Below are 17,672 nucleotides of genomic sequence, written 5' to 3'. Positions count from 1 at the left end.
AAACACCCGTACTTTTTCTGGTATTGCCTGTCTGTTTCTGTCAGTACCTCAAGCCATTGGCCCGCCAGACAAGGAAACCAGGCCCAGGAAAAGCGCTACAGCCACATCTACTTCCCACAACTACCTATAGTGGTGTGTTATTTTCTTAGCCACCTGTACCTTGTTTTTACGCTGATTTCAGGATTTTACTTTTTTGTAACAATGAAAAGGTGATACACTTATCAGTAATCATACCCAAACTCTACATCCGGTGACTGCCAATGCCAGCAGCCATTATCATGTGCCAGGTGGAGTTTATTTCACACATCCTTTAATATGAGCATTTGCTGATCAGGTCAATCTCAGCCAAAGAGGTCTAGATACCATGCAGATATTACTACTCGAAGACTCCCCTGCCGTACAACTCCTTACCAAAAAACGCCTCGAAAAAGAGGGCTACAAGGTAGATGCCGTGGACAATGGCCAACAGGGTTTTCAGCTCGCCACCAGTAAAAGTTATGATGTAATTGTCAGCGACATCGAGATGCCCCACTGGGATGGATTTAAGTTTATTGAGGCCATGCAGGTTGTCTGCCCCCATCTTCCTATTATCATTGTCTCTTCTTCCGAAAAAGATCCGGCGGTTGTAGAGCGCCTCAGTAAAAAACACAACGTGCTGGCCGTGCTGGCTAAACCCTTGGACTTCAACACTCTCTTCACGCTCCTTGGAAAAGTACAACGGCAGAAGTATCAGGGGATAAGCAAGAAAGCGAGAATTGTCTGTACCATCGGCCCTGCCTGTGACAACGTGGACACAATAGGCAAAATGATCGTCGCAGGAATGGATGTTGCGCGGCTCAACTTCTCCCACGGCAGTCACAGTCAACATGGCGAAACCCTTTCTGCCATCCGCCTTGCCGAAAAATCCTGGAATCGGCCCATAGCAGTTCTTCAGGATCTCTGTGGCCCTAAAATCCGCACCGGTGAAATGGAAGGCGGACAGATTACGCTGACTGCGGGTAAGAAAATATCCATCCAAAAAACTCAGGTCCTGGGTACTTCTGCCCGCATCTCCACCATAACCCCCGAAATAATTGATGACCTTGAGGTGGGAGAGCCGATCCTCCTCGATGACGGCCTGCTCGAACTGAAGGTTATCGAGACAGGAGACGCTGAGGTGATCTGCGAGATCATGGTTGGAGGTGTCCTCAAGTCGTCAAAAGGAATGAACCTGCCGGGCACCTTACTCTCTCTCCCCAGCGTTACCGAAAAGGATTGGCTTGACCTCGACTGGGGTCTTGAACATTCCGTCGATTATGTGGCCCTTTCCTTTGTCCGCACTGCAGAAGAAATCAGGAGCATAAAAGAGTTTATCAGGAAGTCGGGTAAAAGGGATATCCGGGTGATCGCCAAAATCGAAAAACCGGAAGCGGTCAACAATATCCGGGAGATTATCGAGGTTTCTGATGGGATCATGATTGCCCGGGGCGATATGGGGGTGGAGCTTCCTGCCCCCAGGGTTCCAAGAATCCAGCAGGAGATCATCCGCCTCTGCTGGCAGATGAACACACCTGTCATCACGGCAACCCAGATGCTCGACTCGATGACCACCAACTCAAGGCCGAGCCGTGCCGAGGTAACAGACGTAAGCACCGCCATAGGCGAGGGTACCGATGCAGTCATGCTTTCCCAGGAAACCGCAACAGGCGTTGATCCTGTCAATGTTGTCCGAACCATGGCGGCCATCATCTCGGAAGAAGAACATTATGCCAAAATGGACCCGGAGCAACTCGAATCCCTGATGGAAGAAAATCTGTCCAACCCGGTCTTGACAGCCGTTTCCGGATTTAAAAACTCAGCGGCCACCCTGCTCCTTGATGCCACGGGAACCCTTTATCCAGCCCTGTCAAAATGGAGCAGAACCATTCCTTCCATCCTGGTGACAAAATCCTTAAAAGTTGCACGACACGCAACCCTGTATAAAAATATTATTCCCTTGATTATCAAAGAGGATCTCGACCGGGATCAGACAGTTCTACGCGGGATAAAGATGGCCCTGCAATTTGGGATCATACGGGAAGGTGACCTGATTTCCGTGGTGGAAGGCCCACGGCGCACTAAATCCGGCATGAACCAGAACGGAGCCCTACAGATCATGGTTGTCCCCAAAACTGAGGTCTGATCTTGCCTGCCAGCAGCTACTGGCCAAAACCATCTCAGAAGAGTCAAGACAAGTAGCTGTTCTCTGGCAGGCTTTGTAAAACTTTTGCCTGCCATCTTGAATTAAGGTGGCCTTAAATTTTGACCTTCTTTACCACCTTCATATGTTCCGGTGAGCCATTGTTTTTCATCAGCAGGATCTCACTTATAATGGCAACGGCTATTTCTTTGGGCTCGATGGTCGCCACGTTCAGCCCCATTGGGGTGAAGAGTTTCTCTATTTTCTCACGGGCAATACCTTGTGCCAGAAGATAGTCAATGGTGGTCCTGATCTTTTTACTGCTGCCGATCATCCCAATATAGGCAGCATCGGACTCCGCCACCGCAGCAAGGGCCAATTTATCCAGATCATGGGAGTGGGTGGCGATGGTGACAAAGCAGTTGTCAGCAAGGGGATAGCCTGCAAGTTCCGTCACAGGATCGCCGCAGACGATATGTGCAGCCTCGGGGAACCTTTCTTTTGTGGCGATCGTCTCTCTATCATCTAAGATTTCAACACGGTAGCCCTGCAAAAGTCCCTGCTTATATAGCTCCATCCCAACATGACCGCCACCGACAATGATGAGGCGTGGCTGGGAAGAAAACACCTTGATTAAAAAGTGGACCCTGCCCCCACAGGTCATCCCAAGTCCGCCACTTTCTGTGAGAGAGTAGTCGATTTCTTTACTCACCCCTAGCCTGATACATTCACCCGCTTCTGCCACTACCTGGTGTTCGAGGCTTCCACCACCTACGGTGCCGCAGGTTTCACCCTTGCCATCTACAAGCATCATCGCCCCACACTTGGCGGGTGATGAGCCACTGTTACTGATTACAGAAACCAGGGCAACGGGTTCTCCTGCTGCGACTTTTTTTGCCAGAGCATCTACGACTGTTTTTTCCATGTCTTTTCTCGTTCTCTATTTCAATAAGGCCAACATCGGCCAGAGAGTCTTCTTTCTATCAAAAGATCACATAATACAGCATACTTGTGTTGTGATATCTTGCAGACACTCTACCACAATCGATTGCTAGAAAGAAGTGATAGTGATAAAGTCAATTCGTATCTTCGGGCGATTAGAGTGAGAAGTGGTTTCGTCGTAGGGAGTAAGCCAGATCTGTATACCACATCAAAATTGCAGGTTATACGGTTAGAAATTGGATCTAATGGGCCATTTTTCTCTCTCAATAGGTAAGAGTTTGAGAAGCTATTAAGACCTATAGTTAACTTGCTATATCTCCAAACCACAAACAATGTCTGTATAGGTTTTGTACGCGTAAGATAACAAAGGAATTAAAATATTCATGGGCTAAAAGTTATGAGGTGAAAAGGAACTACCTCTTCTTTATTTCTGATAATTGCCAGTAGCCGATTGATTACCGACGTCGCTTCATTTGCAAATAAAAAAAACACAATCAGGGGTGTTATTCAACTAAATATTTTCCAAAAAACAAACAATTATCGCAAATATCAGCGCTACAGACTGTGCGTTTAAAATTGTAGTACACCACAATCTGTGACTTGACATTTTATCGCCTTTCACTTAACCTACAGGTTAACAGGGTATGCAATTAAGAGAAGTCAAAAAGGGAAAATGGACTATCTATGAGGTGTGTAACCCGAATGGGACATCACCACTACTTGCTTGGTGTAATGAGCTTAACCCAAAGTATAGAGGTTCTCTCAAAGGGCTTTTTGCTATTCTTTCACTTGTAGCGACAACGCAGGCAGGGCCAACGTTGTTGCCGAAAGAGAAATCGCATGAAGCAAACAAAAAAGAAAAAATATTTGAGTTTATTGCAGGCGACTTACGACTGTTTTGGTTTTACGCAGAACATCAAAGAAAGGTCATAATCTGTGGTTGTCAGCATATAAAGAAAACAAAAAAAGCGAATAAACTAGAAATAGATCGCATTATCAAGATCAAGAATGGGTACGCTGAATCTTACAAAGCAGGCAATCTTACATATTTTGATGATGAGGGGAAAATATCATGACAGAATATACTTCATTTTCAGATCTCTGGGCAGATTTTGAAGACGACCTAGAATACCTCACAGAGCAAAACATACTTGAATTCACTCTTCAGCTTCATCAGTTCATGGAGGAAAGAGATGTTTCAAAGAAAGAACTCGCAGACCACATCGGTTCCTCACAAGCATATATAACCAAGGTTTTCAAGGGAAAGGCCAATTTCACCATTGCGTCAATGACCAAGCTAGTGAATGCACTTGGTGGAAAACTTACTATTCATGTGACTGGTCAAGAAGAGAAAAACCAAAAATGGTTTAGAAGATTTGATGGTAATAAAGATGTAAAAACTCGCTGGCGTCAAAAACCGATAATTGAAAATCAATTTAATGAGATGTTGGAGCACGCTGGAGCATGAATCCACCATTAATTGTAAAAGAATATTTCTTCCCTTTTGTGCAGGTCTCAGCTGACCCGAACATTACTGATGAAGAATCGGCAGCAATGGATTTTGAGACCAAGGTTGCTGTAGATAAGGACCCTGACAATGACACCTACCAGGTTACTCTAGAAATCACAGCTATGCCAGAGGATGAAACAAAGCGGATACCTTACGCCATCCACCTGATAGTAGTTGGTATGTTCTCTGTGGATGAGAATTGGCCTGATCCTGAAAAACTGCTCAAAGTCAATGGCGCCTCAATACTCTATAGCGCAGCAAGGGAATTTATTATTACAATTACATCAAGAGGGCCTTGGCCTCCAACGATATTACCTACAATATCATTTTTACCAACTCCAGACTCAAAAGCCAGTCTACCAGAAAAAAACGACCTCAAGGAGCAAGCAAAAGAGACAAAACAGAAAACGAAAAAAGTCTCAAAAACAAAGTCTGCAAAAAAAATATCTTGAACATATAATGTTTAGTTCTTGGTACAAGATATCACAATTCCATTAAAACTCAAATCTCAACTCATTAAGAAAAACCGCTACTTTGTGCATTATCGTAAGGGGCGCAACATAATTCCTCAAAGTTCCCCAGGATGCAGATCAAAAGTAGCATAACATCCAGTAAGCAGACAATGCAGGTCCCCGCATTGTCTGCAATACAACCTGGCTACTCGGCCTCGGCTTGCTCGGGTAACATGATGTTTAACTCAAGCACCTCGCAATCATCATCTTTATCCAGCTTAACGGTAACGGCGCCATCCGGAACCTGGATATATTTGCGGACAACAAGCAGAAGTTCTTCCTTCATCATGGGCAGGTAGTCCGGCCCGTTTCTCGTCATTCGCTCCTGGGCGACGATAATCTGCAGTCGATCTTTTGCCGTCGAGGCGGAGGTCTTTCTGTTGTTTCTAAAAAAATCTAAAATTCTCATAGCTTAGCTCCTGAAAAGGCCAAGTTTCTGAAAGAAACCTTTTTTCTCGATTTCCAGGAAACGGTGCATCCTGTCTTCCCCCAGTAAGCGGCCCACCGCATCGTCATATGCCTGTCCTGCCTTACTCTCGGTGTCAAGAATCACCGGATTGCCAGAGTTTGAGGCACTGAGAACTGATTCTGACTCGGGGATAACACCAAGAAGTGGAATGGCGAGAATGTCTGTGACGTCCTCGACGCTGAGCATTTCGCCTTTTGCGACTCTGCTCGGGTCATAACGGGTCATCAGCAGGTGCTCTTTGACCGCATCGCGGTTGTTGACGGCACGGGCTGTTTTACTCGCAAGCAAACCGAGGATACGATCGGAATCCCGAACCGATGAGACCTCGGGGTTGGTTACGATAACCGCTTCATCGGCAAAGTACATTGCCATAAAAGCACCCTTTTCTATGCCCGCAGGAGAGTCACATATAATAAAGTCAAAAGTTTGTGACAGTTCATTAATGACCCGCCCGACGCCTTCAATATCAAGGGTGTCTTTGTCCTTGGTTTGTGATGCTGCAAGGATATACAGGTTGTCAACACGCTTATCTTTGATCAGGGACTGGTTAAGATTTGATTCCTGACGGATAACGTTGATAAAATCGTACACCACCCTTCGCTCGCATCCCATGATGAGATCAAGGTTCCTCAGGCCGACATCAAAATCGATGACAACCGTCTTATAGCCCCTGAGTGCGAGTCCTGTTCCGAGTGCTGCGCTGGAGGTCGTTTTACCAACGCCACCTTTTCCTGATGTTACAACTATGACTTTTGCCATTGTTTACCTCTTGGCTCATCGTTTATTCTTAATTGAAAGGATTGTTCTTTATGGGATTAACGGATCGATCTCCAGACTTTCTCCTTTCAGAGACATCTTAACTGCTGTGTTCCGTCTCGTAGAGGGCAGGTCTTCGTTGATGGTATAGTACCCGGCAATGGCAACCAGCTCTGCCTGGAGATCCTGGCAGAAAATCCGGACGTCCTCGCGGCCACTAACCCCAGCAAGAGCCCGTCCCTTGAGGCTTCCGTAAATGTGAATATTTCCGTCAGCCATTACCTCGCCACCAGGATTTACGGTGGACATGACAATCAGATCACTTCCTTTGGCGTAAACCCTCTGTCCGGAACGAACGGGATGATCAATTATCTGGGTAACTGATGCTGTTGTCGGTACGGGGCTGACTGAATCTTTTTCAGGCTGGGGCTCTTCAGGTTTGGCCGGTTCCGGTACAGCCGCTTTTTTGGAGGACCAGATGATAATGCCATTGGTCTGCGCCTCTTCTTCAAAGGATTTTGGAGCCCCGGTTATTCCGACAGGAATAAAACCCCGGGAGGCGAGAAGCGTATTGACACTTAACAGCCAGGTGAGGTCAAACTCCTCACACAACTCACCAAGATCAACAAGAAGAGGAACGTTGTTAAAAAAACCAGCTCCCTTATTTGCCTTGTCCCGTATCTGTTCGTCTATCGTTTTAAGGTCTGTTGAGTGAACCTCAAGCACGATGATTGAGACGGTGCGCACTTTTAAAGTTGCCGCCTCTTCGCTGGGACTGTTCATTATGGCTGAATTCATGAAAAAAAGAATATGTCTGACTAGAGTTAAAGATCGTTCCTGATAATCTACAAAAGTTGTTACTAGTACCGTGAATTGGCGGAGAATTCAAGTTATTTGCAGGTCTGCCGTAACTCTGACAACGGGGTGGTTTTTCTTTTTTTATTGTAATATCTAATTGTTAGGTCAGCAAGAACATACCACGAACATTGGCAGACAAGTGAAAATATTTTTTGCGGCCCCAGACGGTGAAATCTTACCAAAGTACCAGGAGGTGGGTCACCTGAACGACACCACATGAAAACTTCTTGTACATGCCATTAACATTTCTTTGTTTAACGTTCAAGGCAAAGCTGTCTTTTTACAATCGGACCGTTAATAGAATCCGAGGTTAGCACCCCCATTACCTTGTAACATATTGACATTAAATCAGATTACACTTTTTTTCTAACCCCCTGTGCAGGCAAGATGACTTTTGACGACCTTATCACTATTGTACAAACTGAAACTGAGACCTGCAACACATGGACAGTGCTTCTATGTAACTGTTTTTACAATAATATTTAATAAAAGATTGAAATATATCGAGGAACATCTTGAACAATTCAGACACAAAAACCCAACCTTTCGGGACTGTATTAGGATACGCCGCCGGAGATGTTGCGGCCTACTCCTCTGACTACAGCACCGCTTCGGAACGCCAATACCCAAAACGAAGTTCCTATCGAAGTTATGTTGATAATATTTTTATGGGCTACAAATGGCAATGTGTTGAATTTGCCAGACGCTGGCTGTACCTCAACAAAGGTTATATCTTCGACGATGTCGCCATGGCCTACAATATTTTTGAACTCCGCTCGGTGCGGGATATCAGAACCAACTCCCGTTTGCCATTCAACGCCTTTGTTAACGGCAATAAGAAGCATCCTGAGCCGGGATGTCTGTTGATCTGGAATAAAGGCGGCGAATTTGAGGGCACAGGCCACGTTGCCGTGGTGACCGAAGTTACCGATCAGTATCTGCGCATCGCAGAACAGAATGTCGGTCAACATTTATGGCCGGATAAGGGCGACTATTCCCGACAACTCCATGCCAAAGTAACAAGCGACGGGGAATACTGGGTTACCTGCTCCTATGGTGACGCCGAAATCTTAGGCTGGATGATACAAACAGACGAGGATACCTATGCCGAGCCGACCAAAGAAAAAAATCCTCAGCTCTTCACCATCAAAAGTGCCCAGGCTCATCCAAGCAAATCCAACAAGAAAACATGGCTGAACGTTGCCAATGAGGACGAGGCAGCCTTTGTAGAGGCAATGGGTGGACATTTTTTAACTGCTGTTGCTTCTGAACAGAGGCGTTATTTTATCCTTCCACACTCAATCCAGGAGGAACTTGAACGAGCGACAAATGAGCTGCACGGATTATTTATGCACGCCACAGAGTACGTACTCAGCAACGATGAATTACTGAAGAAATTCAATTTACCCCCGGCTATACTGCCAAAAATCCGCCATTCCTGGGATAATCGGCTTAATCATTTAATCACCAGCCGTTTTGATTTTTCCCTGACCCAAAAGGGCTTGAAAGTTTACGAGTATAATTGTGATTCGGCGTCCTGCTATATGGAAGCCGGAAAGGTCCAGGGTAAATGGGCACACCATCATCAAGTCACCGATGGCGAAGACGCCGGCAAGGACCTCTTTGCGGAACTGGTGCAAACCTGGAAAAAACATGATTCTATATCTATTATCCATATTTTATGCGATACAGACCCGGAAGAGCAGTATCATGCACTATTTATGCAGGATGCAATACGGGCGGCCGGATTGTCCAGTAAACTGTTAATCGGTTTATCGGGCCTTGTCTGGGATGCCCAGGGTAACGTGATCGACGCTGAAGGCGTGCGCATCGAGTCGGTGTGGAAAACCTGGGCCTGGGAGACGGCCCTTGATCAAATCCGCGAGGACCTCCAGGCAGACACTGCAACTGCAAACGACACGGGATCACACACATATGCCGCCTCCTGGGTGGAAGGACAGGCTGTAAAACTCTCCGATGTTCTGCTGCACAAAAATATCATGGTCTTTGAACCGCTCTGGTCGCTTATTCCAAGCAACAAAGCCATCCTCCCCGTCTTATGGCTGCTCTTTCCCCATCATCCCCTATTGCTCAACGCCTCGTTTTCCGTAACTGCTGAACTCCAGGCCAGCGGTTATGTGGCCAAACCGATTGTCGGGCGATGCGGTGCCAATATTGCTCTTTTTGATCATGAGGACAATGTGCTTGAGGAGACCAGAGGAAAATTTGCCGAGCAGAATAAAATTTACCAGCAGCTTTGTCCATTGCCCCGGGTTGACGGGTACTACACCCAGATTTGTACCTTTTCCGCAGCAGGTTTCTACGCAGGAAGCGGCACACGTGCTGATACCTCCATGGTAATTAACAAAGACAGCGACTGCCTGCCACTGCGCTTTGTCAGCGACAAGCAGTTTTTATCCGAGGCGTTTTAATGCAATTTCACTCCACTGCAAAACAACCGCAGTCTGCACCCTGGAGGGATCGTAAAACCGAAAGCAGGCAAAGGCCAGAGTCAAAAGGCAGGCCTGTACCTATTTGGGCCAACTGGCCCTCTCTTTGCCCGCCTTCTGACCTTTTATATAAATTTGAGTACAGCAGAGTAAGGATGGTGTCATGAAAATAGGATTAATGAATAATCCGGCAAAATCAGTCTATGATGAGGCTGTATTCTGCGGCAAGGCCGGCTTTGACTTTTTAGATTTAACCATCGAAGGACCTCACGCCGCCGACATTGATGTTGCCCGACTACAGCCGATCCTTGATTCCTATAACTTATCAATAACCGGGCATACCGACCCCTGCCTTCCCTACGCCTATCCCATCCAGGGGGTCCGCGATGCCTGTTTAAAAGAACTGGAGCGGTGTGCAGGAATCTTTTCCGCACTTGGGGCCAAGATCATGAACATCCATCCCTGCTATGTCTGCCCTCCGGCGATGAGAAAAGATTTGATCCCCTTTCATATTGAGGTATTACAGCCAATTGTTGCAATGGCTGCAACACATGGGCTGACAGTGGTATTCGAAAATTTCAAAGCCCCTTTTGACCGGGTTTCCACTTTTCAAACCTTACTGAACGAAGTGGTGGGTCTAAAAGCACATCTTGATTTCGGCCACTCAAACTTTGGTAAGGACGGTCATGAGGTTTTTTGCAGAGAGCTGGGAAAACAGATCCTGCATGTTCATTTTTCAGACAACCGTGCGAGATCCGATGATCATATGCCATTAGGTGTCGGCACCGTGAATTGGCAGAATGCTGTCCATTCATTAAAGACTATCGGCTACGACAGCACCATAACCCTGGAAGTTTTTTGCAATGATCTGCACATGCAACAAAAATATCTGAATCTGAACCGGGAGATGGTCCTGGAACTCTGGGATGAGAAGCCGCTTCTCTGAGATTATCACTGTTGTCTCTATGATTTTAGCCAGCATTTGCAACCGTCACTGGTGGATGATCTGTTCTATCCATGACCTCTGCACACTTCCTGCAACCACCTTGCGATCTGCAGACAAAGGATCTGCCAGTAACGCTCCCAGGCTTCGTGCGTGAAACAGGTCCTGTTCTGACTCGACCTTGTTGATATAGACGATTGTGTTTCCCACACTTTTTGCAAAGAGCCCTTTGGAGTGACTGATGATTTTTTCCAGATGATTAATGGTCACGGTATCACCTAGCCGAGCACCCGTGATTGTTTCAAAGCAGTCAAAACGATGGACAAGATTCTCATCGATCACCCTGCCAACCGTCTGTATATCCACGACTCCAATGGTATCTGTGGTAAAGGTGGGAACCACGGGTTCAAAATCCAGCCAGCCTTTTAAGGGTTTTCTGGCAGCACCGTCGGCTTCTAAGAGAACCATATCAAAGATACCGCAATGGCGGGCCAGGATATCTTCATCAAGACCTGTCATTTTTTCGTGAGCAAAAGGTTTGCCTGCGACGTAAATGCCAGGATTTTCGGGAGGATTTTTGATAAACCCATCCCCTGTAAGGTCAATTACATCGTAGAGATCAGACGTCGGGGAATACATTTTTGTGGTCGTCGACAGCAGGGTTTTCAGCCCCTGCTTTTTGGCCTCACGGCCAAGGTGAAAGAGCAGGCTGGTTTTTCCACCTGCTCCCACAATAGAGACAACCCCTCCTCGCAAAAGACCAAAAGCTTCAAGAAACAAGGGGTTTTCCGCAACCACTCTAATTGCCCAGGTGTAACAGAATTTTTTCTGCAGTAACGGGCAGACTACGGCAACGGACCCCGGTTGCATTGTAAATGGCTTCTGTGATCGCCGGTGCAGGGGTATTGCAGACCACCTCACCTATTGACTTTGCCCCATATGGGCCAGTGGGCTCATGGCTCTCTTCAAAGGCCACCCTGATTTCACCGATGTCCTGGCGGCTGGGAATTTTATATTCCATAAAAGAGTTGGTGGCCAGGCGACCCGAGCTGCTGTAGCGTACCTCTTCGTAGAGACCAAGACCAATACCCATAACGATGCCACCTTCAACCTGAATTCTTGCAAGGTTTTCATTAAGCACAGTCCCGCAGTCCACCACTGCAACATAATCCACGACCCTGCTTTCACCGGTTTCAAGATCAACTTCAACTTCGGCAAAGCCCGCCATAAAAGGAGGAGGAGAGGTCTCGCCACCGTAGGTTCCTTTACTGACAAGCTGGTCCATACCGGCAAAGGAACAGAGTGTTGTGGCCAGGTTTGACAGACTCATCTGCACCTCCCCAGGTCCTGTAAACATGCCATTTTCATAGTCTACCTCAGCCGGGGAGAGCTTGAGAAGGCGTGCAGCCGCCTCACGCATCTGCTGGACCATCTGTTCAGCTGCAATAACTGCCGCCCTGCCGGTGACATATGCCCCACTGGAGGCATAGGCGCCTGGATCATAAGGCAGGGTGTCGAGATCAAAACTTGCAACGATAATGTGCTCCATCTCGACTTCAAGTATTTCCGCTGCTATCTGACAGAGCATGGTGTCAGACCCCTGTCCCATATCAGAGGCTGCATGACTCAAGGTAAAAAAGCCATCTTCATTGAGCTTGATAGTCACAGAACCAGTATCAATTTTCGAAATACCTGAGCCCTGCATGGTCACCGCCATCCCGTAGCCTCTTTTGATATGAGGTGCGAGATTCTTACCTGGATACTTTTTCTTCCAGTCAATAAGCTCCATACCCCTTTCAATGCAGCGATGCAGGGTACTGCTGGCAAGGACCTCCGGGGCCCCGGCCACTGATCCTGACAGGGCTTCGTGGGAGTCACCCTCACGGATGAGATTTTTCAGGCGTAATTCAGCAGGGTCCATGCCAAGTTTTTCTGCAAGCTCGTTGACCGCAGACTCCAGGGCAAAGGTCCCCTGGGTGGCACCGTAGCCGCGCAGAGCACCTCCTGGGGCCTTGTTGGTATAGACGGCGTGGCCATGGTATCTACAGACAGACGAATAGAGGGGCAGGGTCTTTTGCCCCACAACCCAGAATACGGTTGGAGCATGCTCCCCGTAGGCTCCGGTGTCTGACAAGGTATGAATATCAACGACCCTGATGGTACCATCCCTGTCTGCACCGATACGCACGGTCAGAATCATGGCATGACGGCTGGTGGTACAGCTGAAGGTTTCCTGTCTGGTATAGACAAGCTGGGCCGGCTTGCCGGTCTTCATGGTGACAATGGCCGGAAAAATCTCTACAGATGCGGTCTGTTTACCGCCAAAACCTCCACCCACCCGAGGTTTCAATATCTTGATCTTACTCTTGGCAATCCCCAGAATGTGGGAAAGATGGCGGCGTACATGGTAGGGAATCTGAGTGCTGGTCATGACCTGCAAGCGGCCCTGCACATCAAACGACGTCGAAGCCCGGTACGTCTCCATCATTGCATGGGCCTGAGCCTGGGTTCTGTACGTCTGCTCGACCACAACTTCACTGCGGGCAAGCTCCGCTTCCACATCGCCAAATTCGAGACTATGGGCCGCAGCAATATTACGACTGGCATCACAGCCCACATCAAAATTGGTGTGGGGCTGGGCTGTATGAACAAGAACCTCATTATCCAGTGCACTCTCAACATCTAGTACCGGAGTAAGAACCTCATAGACCACTTTAATTGCAGCAAGGGCGCGGATAGCCGTTGGTTCATCCCCCGCAGCCACAATGGCCACTTCATCCCCCACATAACGAACGACATCTTCGAGTATTCTGCGATCGTAGGGCGAGGGCTCAGGGTAGGATTGTCCAGCAAGGGTAAAGGGTGTCTGGGGTACGTCCTTATAGGTGAGCACACATTCAACACCTGGCATTGCAAGAGCTTTGCTGGTATCAATACTGGTAATCCTGGCCGAGGCGTGAGGGCTGCGCAGTATTTTTACAATAAGCGCGTTATTGTTAATTGACAGATCACTTGTATAGGCTGGGGTTCCTTTAACAAGTCCAATACCATCAATTTTAGGGATTTTTCTGCCAACGTAGTCCATTATTTGACTCCCAAATACTTTACGATAGCTCTCATCTGCCCTTTATAACCTGAACAACGACACAGATTGCCGGCAAGATAGTGATTGATGGATGTAACCGTCGGCTCCTTTAATTCACGTTTCATGGCAAGCACCGTCATGGCAAAGCCCGGAGCACAAAAGCCACACTGTTCTGCACCTTCGGCTACAAGAAAGCGGGCAAATTCTTCCGCTTCACCGGCCAGGGCCTCAATGGTTGTAATTTCATGACCTTGCATGCGTGCGGTAAGAGTCGAACAGCTCAGCGTCGGTTTTCCGTCCAGCCAGACGGTACACAGGCCGCAGGAACCGGTATCACAACCTTCCTTGACACTGAGATAGCCATAACGCCTGAGGGTCTCGGAAAGAAATTCCCCCGCTGCAAAATCAAGCGTCACCGTATTACCATTAATGGTTGTTTCAAGCTGCATCTAACACCTCTATGAGCGCACGTTTAACAAGAACAGGACAGATTTTTCTGCGGTATTCACCACTTCCCCGCGGATTATCACCAAAGCTCAGATTTTCTGCCGCAAGCAGCCCTGCCTGCTCTGCCGTCTCCCTGGTGAGTCCGTTTGCAGCCAGATGTTTTTCGGCAGCTTCCACGCGTATTGCCCGGCTTGGCCTGCTGCCGACAACAACCCTAAAGTCCGTACCAACCCTGGCGACTGCACAGTTCAGTACCGCATAGTCGGTTGTAGATTTACGCATGCTGGTAAATGCGGCAACCCTCTCATCTTTTGGCAGAATGATCTTCACCAGAATATCACGCAGGCCTTTACCTGTAAGATAGTCCTGCAATGAAATCCTGCCTGCACCCTGAAAGACAAGTTGGGCATCAATGGCCAGTAATGCGGTTATGGGATCAGAAAAGGGGTACCTGCCGGCAACACTGCCGCCAAGGGTTACACAGGTTCTGAGCTGGATACCGACGATATTTTCAACAGCCCGCACCAGAGCTCCAGAGGCAAAAACATTTATACAAGAATCAGTTTCAAGGGTTCTGAGCGATACCATTGCCCCAATTTCGTAGCTGTGCTCCGTCTCTGTTATGGTATCCAGGCCAAGCTTTGAAAGATCAACAGCGGTTGCTATTTTTCTGGAACCAAGACGTAAATACCCACAACCGCCCAGAACAACTGCCCCCGGATCAGTTTCTACAGTGGCCAAAGCATCACCCAGACTTTCGGGAAAAATGATATTTTCAATTTCCAGCATAATGAAAAGATTCCTTTTAAAAAAACTTCAGATCAAAAAATTAACTCAACACCAACAGACAGGCGGAAGCACTCTAGGATAGAAGAAGATGAAATGCAAAGAAATACGACATAATAAAATGGAGATGATCAACAGAGCCGACACGAGGCATGTGCCGGGGCGTTACTTACGTATCTTTAGTATGTCTACTCTTATCAAGAAGTTGGCGTACAACCTGACTGAGATAGGCTGTGTCCACCGGTTTTAAAACCAGCTTTGCAATACCCAGCTGGCTGCAGTGTGCTTCACTCATCTTTTCACTGTAGCCGGTGCAGAGAATAATGGGTATTTCCGGTGAAATCTCCAGCATACGACCCGCCAGGATTTCCCCGGTGAGTTTTGGCATCGTCTGATCGGTAATGACAAGGTCGATCTCTTGGTATCTTTGATTAAAAATATCCATCGCTCCAAGAGGATTGGTCGTGGCAAACACCCTGTAACCAAGCTCACTGAACAGCATCTTGAGCATTTCTACAATCATTAGCTCATCATCTACAACAAGAAGAGTCTCCCTGCCCCTTTGCAGGACAACTTCAGCCACCCTGGCTTCTTTTGCAGGCGCAGATATTTCAGGAAAATAGAGATGAAAGGTCGTCCCCTTACCTTTTTCACTGTCAGCCCATACAACGCCCTCATGGCTTGTTACAATTCCTTTGACAATGGCAAGGCCCATTCCGGAACCCTTACCCACTTCTTTTGTGGTAAAATAGGGATCGAAAATGCGGTCAATAATAGCAGGATCAATTCCCGGACCATTATCTGAGACCTGAAGATGGAGATAGGAGCCGACAGTCAGACCCGGCTTCCCTGCGACATCTTCTTCCGCTAATTGCTCCTGAACGAGCGATAATTCAAGCAGGCCACCGGTCTCACCCATGGCCTGAGCGGCATTGGTGCAGAGATTCATAAGTATCTGATGAATCTGATTATGGTCGGCCAGGATTTGCCCGAAGTCACCATCCTGGTACAGGCTGATTTCGATGGTTGACGGTAGTGTGGCTCGCATCAGGTCAATGACGTCTTTAAGCAGAACCTGCAATTCCACCGGCTGCCGTTGCTGGCTTGAGGTGCGGCTGAAGGTCAGAATGTTTTTTACAAGATCCTTGGCCCTGTTTCCGGCAGTAAGAACCTTTTCAAGATTTGCCCTTGGCTGGCTCCCCTCATCCATTCCATTTCTTGCAAGTTCAGAAAAACCGAGAATTGCTGTCAGAATATTATTAAAATCATGAGCTATCCCTCCTGCAAGTGTTCCAATTGCCTCCATTTTCCGAGCCTGGGCAAGCTGGGCCTCAAGAAGCTGCTTGTCTTCGGAGGCCTCGACAGTCTGAGTGATATCCAGATGCGTCCCGGCAGCCCGTAACGGTATTCCTCCGGTATCACACTCCACGACCTTGCCATGGTTCAGGATCCAGGAGTAGTTTCCATCTTTTTTACGCAGACGATATTGGATCGACCAGTTACCACTGTTGCACCTGAGATAGTATTTCAGTTCCTCTTTGACTCTTTGCAGATCATCGGGATGTATGAGTTTTTCATAAAGTGTTATTTCTTTACCAGGTTCGCCAACAGCGTAGCCAAGCATCGTGTAATAACGGTCGCTGTAGTGGGCCACACCCGTTTTCAGATTCCAGTTCCACAGCCCAAGATCGGCGCCTTCAAGAGCAAGCTGCAGTCGCTCTTCACTGCTACGTACCCGTAACTCTGCGCTCTTTTGCGTTGTAAGATCCTGAGTAATGGATAAGATGAGCTTGTTGTTATCGTTTGTGCTGGTAAAAGGCAGCTTTGACACGGAGTACCAGCGTTTTCTACCGTTTTCTTCTTCAACAATATCTTCGGCATCAAGGATCGCTTTCTGCTGACTGATCACCAGCCTATCATCTGCCAGAATTTTTTCCGCCTTAGCCCTGTCCGGATGGACATCCGCATAGTAGGAACCCGTCAGCTCCGGAACAGGAAGCCCAAACTCCCGGGCCACGGTCTCATTGGCAAGAACAATTTTACCCATACTGTCACGCACGCAAATCCTATGGGGAATACGATCCACGATCCTGCGAAGATTCTCCTGACTTCTTTTGAGCTCTGCTGTAATTGCAGATTTGCGATAAAAAAGGATAACCAGTGTGATGAGCAAAATTACCATCAGTGTGAAAAATGTCACAATCAACCGGATTTCATGATCTATGGTACGATTGGAATCGCTAATACTTTTCTGCACATGAATATTAAACAGCCGGGAAACCTCCTGTTCCGATGCCACCAGGCCACTGAGTCCGTTTTTAATATCACTAAGAGCCAGGTGGGCTTTTTCTCGCCCTGCCGAGATCTTTGCATCAATCAGCTCAAGATGAGGATAGAGCTTTGTCGAAACATCATTTATCGCAGGACTGAAGTACTCACTGGATTTGACGACGACACCGACACGAAGATAAATAAGATCGATCGCCTCCACCAGAGCTGTATAAATTTCCTCGGAAGGATTATTTGAAAACTGCTCAACAAGCAGACGGAGCTTCGCCGTATCAAGCTCGAGTTTATTCGAATGAAAATATGTTTCATGGATCTCATCTGTCAGGTCTTTACCGAGTTGTGACAAGGAATGGTAAATATAAGCACCAGCCCCTGCACTGATGCAGAAAATCACAACTATTGACAGATAAAAACTGTTATTACGTTTTTCCCGCATTCAAAACCTTGTCATAAAAAATAGTCGATAG

At 47.5% G+C, this 17,672-nt stretch carries 15 protein-coding genes; 6 read left to right on the top strand and 9 right to left on the bottom strand.

Going from position 1 to position 17,672, the window contains the following annotated elements:
- Positions 1 to 364: 364 nt before the first annotated feature.
- A complete protein-coding gene (gene pyk / locus FCL48_RS13195) occupies positions 365 to 2,161 on the top strand; it encodes a pyruvate kinase (RefSeq protein WP_136872752.1) in 1,797 nt (598 codons plus the stop codon).
- A 112-nt stretch (positions 2,162 to 2,273) separates the two neighbouring features.
- Here pyk and FCL48_RS13190 read toward each other — a convergent pair whose 3' ends face one another.
- Entirely contained in the window at positions 2,274 to 3,083 is an 810-nt protein-coding gene (locus FCL48_RS13190) for an XdhC family protein (RefSeq protein WP_136872751.1), read from the bottom strand.
- Between the two features lie 661 nt (positions 3,084 to 3,744).
- On the opposite strand from FCL48_RS13190, the gene FCL48_RS13185 reads away from it, so the two are divergent.
- From FCL48_RS13185 to FCL48_RS13175, 3 genes are read left to right on the top strand one after another with little or no spacing between them, the layout of a single operon-like run.
- On the top strand, positions 3,745 to 4,176 hold the full coding sequence (locus FCL48_RS13185; protein WP_136872750.1) for a hypothetical protein: 432 nt from the start codon (positions 3,745 to 3,747) through the stop codon (positions 4,174 to 4,176).
- Entirely contained in the window at positions 4,173 to 4,568 is a 396-nt protein-coding gene (locus tag FCL48_RS13180; protein WP_136872749.1) for a helix-turn-helix transcriptional regulator, read from the top strand. The genes FCL48_RS13185 and FCL48_RS13180 overlap by 4 nt, the downstream gene beginning before the upstream one ends.
- A complete protein-coding gene (locus tag FCL48_RS13175; RefSeq protein ID WP_136872748.1) occupies positions 4,565 to 5,062 on the top strand; it encodes a protein-export chaperone SecB in 498 nt (165 codons plus the stop codon). The genes FCL48_RS13180 and FCL48_RS13175 overlap by 4 nt, the downstream gene beginning before the upstream one ends.
- Positions 5,063 to 5,267: 205 nt before the next feature.
- On the opposite strand, the gene minE is transcribed toward FCL48_RS13175, so the two are convergent.
- Genes minE through minC form a run of 3 tightly spaced genes read right to left on the bottom strand, consistent with a single transcriptional unit; the run spans position 5,268 to position 7,130 of the window.
- A complete protein-coding gene (gene minE / locus FCL48_RS13170) occupies positions 5,268 to 5,531 on the bottom strand; it encodes a cell division topological specificity factor MinE (protein WP_136872747.1) in 264 nt (87 codons plus the stop codon).
- Positions 5,532 to 5,534: 3 nt separating this feature from the next.
- A complete protein-coding gene (gene minD, locus FCL48_RS13165; RefSeq protein ID WP_136872746.1) occupies positions 5,535 to 6,350 on the bottom strand; it encodes a septum site-determining protein MinD in 816 nt (271 codons plus the stop codon).
- A gap of 48 nt (positions 6,351 to 6,398) precedes the next feature.
- Positions 6,399 to 7,130, bottom strand: a complete 732-nt coding sequence (gene minC / locus FCL48_RS13160; protein ID WP_169309211.1) for a septum site-determining protein MinC — start codon at positions 7,128 to 7,130, stop codon at positions 6,399 to 6,401.
- Positions 7,131 to 7,720: 590 nt separating this feature from the next.
- Between minC and gss the strand changes: the two genes are divergently transcribed.
- On the top strand, positions 7,721 to 9,637 hold the full coding sequence (gene gss, locus FCL48_RS13155) for a bifunctional glutathionylspermidine amidase/synthase (protein ID WP_136872744.1): 1,917 nt from the start codon (positions 7,721 to 7,723) through the stop codon (positions 9,635 to 9,637).
- A gap of 181 nt (positions 9,638 to 9,818) precedes the next feature.
- Positions 9,819 to 10,601 (top strand): sugar phosphate isomerase/epimerase, encoded by a 783-nt coding sequence (locus tag FCL48_RS13150; protein WP_136872743.1) that lies wholly within the window; start codon positions 9,819 to 9,821, stop codon positions 10,599 to 10,601.
- 45 nt (positions 10,602 to 10,646) lie between these two features.
- On the opposite strand, the gene yqeC is transcribed toward FCL48_RS13150, so the two are convergent.
- The 5 genes from yqeC to FCL48_RS13125 all read right to left on the bottom strand — a co-directional run bounded on the left by yqeC (position 10,647) and on the right by FCL48_RS13125 (position 17,641).
- Positions 10,647 to 11,378, bottom strand: a complete 732-nt coding sequence (gene yqeC / locus FCL48_RS13145; protein ID WP_169309210.1) for a selenium cofactor biosynthesis protein YqeC — start codon at positions 11,376 to 11,378, stop codon at positions 10,647 to 10,649.
- Between the two features lie 19 nt (positions 11,379 to 11,397).
- Complete coding sequence (locus FCL48_RS13140) at positions 11,398 to 13,683, bottom strand: xanthine dehydrogenase family protein molybdopterin-binding subunit (protein WP_136872741.1); 2,286 nt, start codon at positions 13,681 to 13,683, stop codon at positions 11,398 to 11,400.
- Positions 13,683 to 14,132: a (2Fe-2S)-binding protein gene (locus FCL48_RS13135; RefSeq protein ID WP_136872740.1), complete on the bottom strand. Its 450-nt coding sequence runs from the start codon at positions 14,130 to 14,132 to the stop codon at positions 13,683 to 13,685. Before FCL48_RS13135 ends, FCL48_RS13140 begins: the two co-directional genes overlap by 1 nt.
- Positions 14,122 to 14,919, bottom strand: coding sequence for a xanthine dehydrogenase family protein subunit M (locus FCL48_RS13130; RefSeq protein ID WP_136872739.1), 798 nt, complete (start codon positions 14,917 to 14,919; stop codon positions 14,122 to 14,124). Before FCL48_RS13130 ends, FCL48_RS13135 begins: the two co-directional genes overlap by 11 nt.
- 166 nt (positions 14,920 to 15,085) lie before the next feature.
- Entirely contained in the window at positions 15,086 to 17,641 is a 2,556-nt protein-coding gene (locus FCL48_RS13125) for a PAS domain-containing sensor histidine kinase (RefSeq protein ID WP_136872738.1), read from the bottom strand.
- Between the last annotated feature and the right edge of the window lie 31 nt (positions 17,642 to 17,672).

The sequence above is a fragment of the Desulforhopalus sp. IMCC35007 genome, assembly GCF_005116575.1.
Classification (GTDB): Bacteria; Desulfobacterota; Desulfobulbia; order Desulfobulbales; family Desulfocapsaceae; genus Desulforhopalus_A.
The sequence above is the reverse complement of the archived record's forward strand: the minus strand, read 5'-3'. Positions and strand labels throughout refer to the sequence as shown.

Excerpts from the sequence above, each read along its gene's own strand:
- FCL48_RS13150 (WP_136872743.1), top strand. The coding sequence starts at position 9,819 with ATGAAAATAGGATTAATGAATAATCCGGCAAAATCAGTCTATGATGAG.
- FCL48_RS13140 (WP_136872741.1), bottom strand. The coding sequence starts at position 13,683 with ATGGACTACGTTGGCAGAAAAATCCCTAAAATTGATGGTATTGGACTT.
- minD (WP_136872746.1), bottom strand. The coding sequence starts at position 6,350 with ATGGCAAAAGTCATAGTTGTAACATCAGGAAAAGGTGGCGTTGGTAAA.
- FCL48_RS13125 (WP_136872738.1), bottom strand. The coding sequence starts at position 17,641 with ATGCGGGAAAAACGTAATAACAGTTTTTATCTGTCAATAGTTGTGATT.
- pyk (WP_136872752.1), top strand. The coding sequence starts at position 365 with ATGCAGATATTACTACTCGAAGACTCCCCTGCCGTACAACTCCTTACC.
- FCL48_RS13135 (WP_136872740.1), bottom strand. The coding sequence starts at position 14,132 with ATGCAGCTTGAAACAACCATTAATGGTAATACGGTGACGCTTGATTTT.
- FCL48_RS13190 (WP_136872751.1), bottom strand. The coding sequence starts at position 3,083 with ATGGAAAAAACAGTCGTAGATGCTCTGGCAAAAAAAGTCGCAGCAGGA.
- minC (WP_169309211.1), bottom strand. The coding sequence starts at position 7,130 with ATGAACAGTCCCAGCGAAGAGGCGGCAACTTTAAAAGTGCGCACCGTC.
- FCL48_RS13130 (WP_136872739.1), bottom strand. The coding sequence starts at position 14,919 with ATGCTGGAAATTGAAAATATCATTTTTCCCGAAAGTCTGGGTGATGCT.
- FCL48_RS13175 (WP_136872748.1), top strand. The coding sequence starts at position 4,565 with ATGAATCCACCATTAATTGTAAAAGAATATTTCTTCCCTTTTGTGCAG.
- minE (WP_136872747.1), bottom strand. The coding sequence starts at position 5,531 with ATGAGAATTTTAGATTTTTTTAGAAACAACAGAAAGACCTCCGCCTCG.
- FCL48_RS13185 (WP_136872750.1), top strand. The coding sequence starts at position 3,745 with ATGCAATTAAGAGAAGTCAAAAAGGGAAAATGGACTATCTATGAGGTG.
- FCL48_RS13180 (WP_136872749.1), top strand. The coding sequence starts at position 4,173 with ATGACAGAATATACTTCATTTTCAGATCTCTGGGCAGATTTTGAAGAC.